This is a genomic window from Bradyrhizobium sp. (genome assembly GCF_049581145.1).
Classification (GTDB): Bacteria; Pseudomonadota; Alphaproteobacteria; order Rhizobiales; family Xanthobacteraceae; genus Bradyrhizobium.
Genome location: NZ_JBAURI010000089.1, coordinates 1 through 4,815, shown reverse-complemented (window position 1 = coordinate 4,815; position 4,815 = coordinate 1). Strand labels below are relative to the sequence as shown.

7 protein-coding genes are annotated in these 4,815 nt (G+C 64.2%); 4 read left to right on the top strand and 3 right to left on the bottom strand.

Annotated features, from left to right (window positions below; genetic code table 11):
- From WCB02_RS02765 to WCB02_RS02755, 3 genes are all read right to left on the bottom strand, one after another.
- A partial coding sequence (locus WCB02_RS02765; RefSeq protein WP_423956118.1) for an NAD-dependent epimerase/dehydratase family protein occupies window positions 1-627 on the bottom strand: 627 nt, incomplete at its 3' end.
- Between the two features lie 342 nt (window positions 628-969).
- The gene (gene dksA, locus WCB02_RS02760) at window positions 970-1,335 is read right to left on the bottom strand and encodes an RNA polymerase-binding protein DksA (RefSeq protein WP_423956116.1); all 366 of its coding nucleotides are present in this window, start codon (window positions 1,333-1,335) and stop codon (window positions 970-972) included.
- 289 nt (window positions 1,336-1,624) lie between these two features.
- Window positions 1,625-2,041: a flagellar assembly protein FliX gene (locus WCB02_RS02755; RefSeq protein ID WP_423956123.1), complete on the bottom strand. Its 417-nt coding sequence runs from the start codon at window positions 2,039-2,041 to the stop codon at window positions 1,625-1,627.
- A 338-nt stretch (window positions 2,042-2,379) separates the two neighbouring features.
- Between WCB02_RS02755 and WCB02_RS02750 the strand changes: the two genes are divergently transcribed.
- The 4 genes from WCB02_RS02750 to WCB02_RS02735 form a co-directional block, all read left to right on the top strand.
- Window positions 2,380-3,432, top strand: a complete 1,053-nt coding sequence (locus WCB02_RS02750) for a flagellar basal body P-ring protein FlgI (protein ID WP_423956121.1) — start codon at window positions 2,380-2,382, stop codon at window positions 3,430-3,432.
- Window positions 3,432-3,791 (top strand): flagellar assembly peptidoglycan hydrolase FlgJ, encoded by a 360-nt coding sequence (flgJ, locus tag WCB02_RS02745; RefSeq protein ID WP_423956114.1) that lies wholly within the window; start codon window positions 3,432-3,434, stop codon window positions 3,789-3,791. Before WCB02_RS02750 ends, flgJ begins: the two co-directional genes overlap by 1 nt.
- A 13-nt stretch (window positions 3,792-3,804) precedes the next feature.
- Complete coding sequence (locus WCB02_RS02740) at window positions 3,805-4,296, top strand: hypothetical protein (protein WP_423956112.1); 492 nt, start codon at window positions 3,805-3,807, stop codon at window positions 4,294-4,296.
- A 164-nt stretch (window positions 4,297-4,460) separates the two neighbouring features.
- Window positions 4,461-4,815: hypothetical protein (locus WCB02_RS02735; RefSeq protein WP_423956110.1), on the top strand; the 355-nt coding region annotated here is incomplete at its 3' end.

The window sequence follows — 4,815 nt, the reverse complement described above, 5'->3', positions numbered from 1 at the left end:
GTCCAGCAGCGCCTTGATCAGGGCGATCGAGCTGGAGAAATCCGGCCCCAGCACCGGGCCAAAAACGGCAACCGGATTGATCACCGCAAGCTTGAGGCCGGCCCCCTCGCGCGCCACGAATTCCCAGGCGGCGCGTTCGGCCAGCGTCTTGGATTTGACATAGGGCTGCGCGTCCGGGCCTGCGAGATTGGTCCAGCTGGTCTCGTCAAAGGGCTGACTTTGCTGTGGATGTCCGTAACCGATCGCCGCGAATGACGAGGTCAGCACCACGCGCTTCACGTTGGCCTCGCGCGCCGCCCGCAGCACGCGCAGGGTTCCGTCGCGCGCCGGTCCGATCAGTTCGTTCTCATCGTCGGGCACATGGGCGGGCAACGGCGAGGCCACATGAAGCACATGGTCACAGCCGGCGACCGCCTCGCGCCAGCCGGCATCGTCCTGTAGATCGGCGGTGACGAACGACAGCCGGTCGGCCGCCTCGGCGCCGCCCTGGCGCAGCATCGCCAGCACATCGGCCTTGCGCCCGTCATGGCGCACGGTGGTGCGCACCTCGTGGGCGGCATCGAGCAGCTGCAGAATGATATGGACGGCGATGAAGCCCGAGCCGCCTGTGACCAGGACGGTACTCATGCGCAGATGCCTTTCGCAGTCGCCGGGGTCGGCGCCGAGCCCTGTTATGCCCTTGCCCAATTCATTGCGAAAGAAGCCTTGGACCTGCCGGAAACCCAATCGCAAACGAATTATACCGGAGTTGCGAAAATGGCATAACCGCATATTTTTCAATAGCTTATGTGGAAACCATATGCTCGGAAGCGGGAGAGCCGCAGACGGTTAGCCGTACGCGCGTTGGCACTCCTTCGACGACGACGGCCACAATCGCCGGGCGGCAATGCCCGCGCAGCCGTGAGAGCCATTCGCCAACGAGCCGCTCCTGGAGGCTTCGCAGGCAGCATATCAGGCGCCGCCGGCGCCCTACTCGTCGCGATAGACCTTTTCGCGCTTCTCGTGGCGTTCCTGCGCCTCGACCGACAGGGTTGCGATCGGACGCGCCTCCAACCGCTTCAGCGAGATCGGCTCGCCGGTCTCCTCGCAATAGCCGTAGGTGTTGTCCTCGATGCGCTGCAGCGCGGCATCGATCTTGGAGATCAGCTTGCGCTGACGGTCGCGGGCGCGCAACTCGATCGCGCGGTCGGTCTCGGACGAGGCCCGATCCGCGAGATCGGGGTGATTGACGTTCTCCTCCTGCAGGGTCTGCAGCGTGAGCCTCGACTCCCGCAGGATCTCGTCCTTCCACGCCAGCAGCTTGGCGCGAAAATAGTCGCGCTGGCGATCGTTCATAAAAGGCTCTTTTTCGGAAGGTCTGTAGTTCTTCAGCTTTTCCAAGGTCAGCCCATCATTACTAACTGGTGCCGGTTTTCGCCGGCCCGAACGGGGAAAAAAAGCTCCCGTTAGCGCGGCTTATATAGCGGCATCTTGTGACAGACAATATCGGCCCCCGCCGCTAAACCGGGCACCCCCCAGCCGTCCCGGCAGGAACCTGTGAGCAAACTCAAAGCAAGGTCGAGGCCAAGCCGGACCAGGTCCGGCTCAACTCCGGCTACCGCCTTACCAGGCCCAAACCAGCGCCTCAGAACTGCCCGGCTTTGGCCAGCTCGACCTCCACCCGGAGCTCGATATCGGACAGCACCGAATCGAGGCCGGGATCGCCGGAAGAGGATTTCAGGTTGGCGGCGGCCTCGCGCAGCCGGTTGACCGTGGCGGCATCGAGATTGCCTGACAACAGTCCCAGCTTGAGATCGTCGAGCACGTCGAGCGCAACCTTGCCGCGCTTCACCGAGCGCCGGCGCCGTTCCGCCGGGTCTTCCTCGATACCCTGCAGGGCCAGAAGCGCGTCGATATTGGCGCTGGCCTTGGGGGCCGCGGTCGCGCGGGTCTCCGAGGTCGAGGCGGTCTCCTCCGGCAGCGAAAAGCTCGAGGAGCTGGTGCGCCGCGTCGCGGTGGTGGGCGTCCCCAGCGTGGTGCCGTTCGGTCCTGTGATGCGCATCATCGGGTCTTTCGAAGCAGATGTGGGCGAGCTTTGCGCGCCGTCGGTTAACGGAGCGTAAATGACCCGGCAAAATCTGCCGACGGACACCGATTTTGCCGTTGCGGCGGCCGGCCGCAGTGTACCCGCGTCATATTTTCATAAACAAAATCAATATATTAAGCCATCCAGACGCCCTGGCACGGCGCTCGCATAGGCAATGCCGGATCGCCACCATGGGAGTGGCCTGGCGGTCCGACACAGCGAGTTTGAGGGGGAGCACTGGCGTGCACTGCATCCGTTCGACGGGATTTTACGGGGCCGCCTGCGCCGCGCTGCTGGCGCTGGCCGGATCGCTGATGCCTGTCCAGGCGACGTCCCGGATCAAGGACCTCGCCAATATCGAGGGCGTTCGGCAAAACCAGCTGATCGGCTACGGCCTCGTCGTCGGCCTCAATGGTACCGGCGACACGCTGAACAACATCCCCTTCACCAAGCAGTCGCTGCAGGCGATGCTCGAGCGCATGGGCGTCAACATCCGCGGCGCCACGATTCGAACCGGCAACGTCGCCGCCGTCATGGTGACCGGCAATCTGCCGCCGTTCGCCACGCAAGGCACCAGGATGGATGTCACGGTGTCCGCGCTCGGCGACTCCAAGAACCTGATGGGCGGCACCCTGCTCGTCACCCCGCTGCTCGGCGCCGACGGCAACGTCTACGCGGTAGCGCAAGGTTCGGTCGCGATCTCGGGGTTCAACGCCGAAGGCGAAGCCGCCAAGGTCGTGCGCGGCGTGCCGACGGTCGGCCGCATCGCCAACGGGGCCATCATCGAGCGCGAGATCGAGTTCGCGCTCAATCGTCTGCCCAATGTGCGGCTGGCGCTGCGCAACCCCGACTTCACCACCGCCAAGCGCATCGCCGCGGCGGTCAACGACTATCTCGGCGTCAAGACCGCCGAGCCGATCGACCCCTCCACCGTGCAGCTTTCGATCCCGCCGGAATTCAAGGGCAACGTCGTCGCCTTCCTGACCGACATCGAGCAGTTGCAGGTCGAGCCTGATCTGGCGGCCAAGATCGTCATCGACGAGCACTCCGGCATCATCGTCATGGGGCGCGACGTTCGGGTCGCGACCGTTGCGGTGGCGCAGGGCAACCTCACCGTCACCATTTCCGAAAGCCCGCAAGTCAGCCAGCCCAATCCGGTTTCCCGCGGGCGAACCGTCACGACGCCGCGCTCCAACGTCACCGTCAGCGAGGATGGCAAGAAATTCGCCGTGGTGAAGAACGGCGTGTCGCTGCAGCAGCTGGTCGACGGACTCAACGGACTCGGCATCGGGCCGCGCGACCTGATCGGCATCCTGCAGGCGATCAAGGCCGCCGGCGCCATCGAAGCCGACATCGAGGTGATGTGATGCAGACCGCCTCTGTCAATTCCTCCCGGGTCAGCTCCGGCAAGTTCGAGGTTCACGCGATCAAGGGGCGGCAGGATCTCGACTTCGCAGCCGCGCTGCAGAAGGTCTCCCCGAAAGCACAGGCCAAGGCCAAGGCGACCGCGACCGCCTTCGAGGGCATGTTCATCAATTCGATGTTCTCGGAGATGACCTCGGGCGTGCAGGGCGAAGGTCCGTTCGGCAGCACGCAGGGCACCGGCGTGTGGCGTTCGATGCTGACCGAGCAATATTCAAAATCCTTCGCCAAGGCCGGCGGAGTAGGCATTGCCAGCGAAGTCTACCGCACGCTGATCATGCAGCAGGCCAAGCGCGCGAGCTAGAGAGGACCACGATATGAGCACACCGGCACAACGACGCGAACCGCCATCGCCCTATCCCGCCGCCAAGACGCCGGCGGAAGCGCGCAAGCTTGCCGAGACCCTGATGGAGGTGATGAACGGCCTATTGTCGGTCATCGAACGCGAGACTGAACTGGTGCGCGCCGGCAAGCTGCGCGATGCGATGACGTTCGGGCCGAAGAAGACGGAACTGTCGCAGCGCTATGTCCATGTCGTCGGTCACATGAAGGCCAGCCAGAAATTCCTTTCGCAGACGGCACCCGAACTCCTGAGGACGCTGCATCGCCATCATGAAACTTTCCGTGCGATGCTGCAGGTCAATCTCACCGTGCTCGCGACCGCGCATGCGGTGTCGGAAAGCATCGTGCGCGGCGTCAACCTGGAGATGCAGCGCCGCAATAGCCCCAACACCTACACCGCGGCCGGACGGCGCGCCGTGCCCTCGCCACGGCAGATCAGGCCGCTCTCGGTCAGCCGCTCGCTCTGAGGCGCGGCGCGCCGGAAAGTTGATTACAATTTTCAACAAATGCGCGCGGCGACGCAAGCGCGCCGTTCATCGCGTTTGCTAACATAGCGTTGAAGTCTGCAGGTCATAGTTGCGGTCTGGGAAGGGTTGGGATTTGACTCGGAATGCGGCACTAGGAGGCTGCCATGAGTACGGATTTCAGCATCAGGCCGGCCGGGGCGCCGGTCCCATCACCGGTTGTCCAGCCGCCGAGCCCGGCGGTCAGCAACGCGGTCGCGACAGATCTGCCCGCCAGTCAAACCGTGACGGCGACGGACACAGGCGGAGCCGTGCGCAATGATGGACCGGCAACCAACGTCGACATTTCGCATCAGGCCTTCTACGACAACTCGGCGTCGACCATGGTCTATCAGGTCGTCAACGGCGCGACCGGCCAGGTCGTGGATCAATATCCCGACCAGGCGGTGGTGCGCCGCCGCGCCTATTTCCAGGCGCTCGATCTGAGCAAGGCCACCCAGCCGGGCGTCCACCCGACCGACG

Excerpts from the sequence above, each read along its gene's own strand:
- dksA (WP_423956116.1), bottom strand. The coding sequence starts at position 1,335 with ATGAACGATCGCCAGCGCGACTATTTTCGCGCCAAGCTGCTGGCGTGG.
- WCB02_RS02750 (WP_423956121.1), top strand. The coding sequence starts at position 2,380 with ATGCCTGTCCAGGCGACGTCCCGGATCAAGGACCTCGCCAATATCGAG.
- WCB02_RS02755 (WP_423956123.1), bottom strand. The coding sequence starts at position 2,041 with ATGCGCATCACAGGACCGAACGGCACCACGCTGGGGACGCCCACCACC.
- flgJ (WP_423956114.1), top strand. The coding sequence starts at position 3,432 with ATGCAGACCGCCTCTGTCAATTCCTCCCGGGTCAGCTCCGGCAAGTTC.
- WCB02_RS02740 (WP_423956112.1), top strand. The coding sequence starts at position 3,805 with ATGAGCACACCGGCACAACGACGCGAACCGCCATCGCCCTATCCCGCC.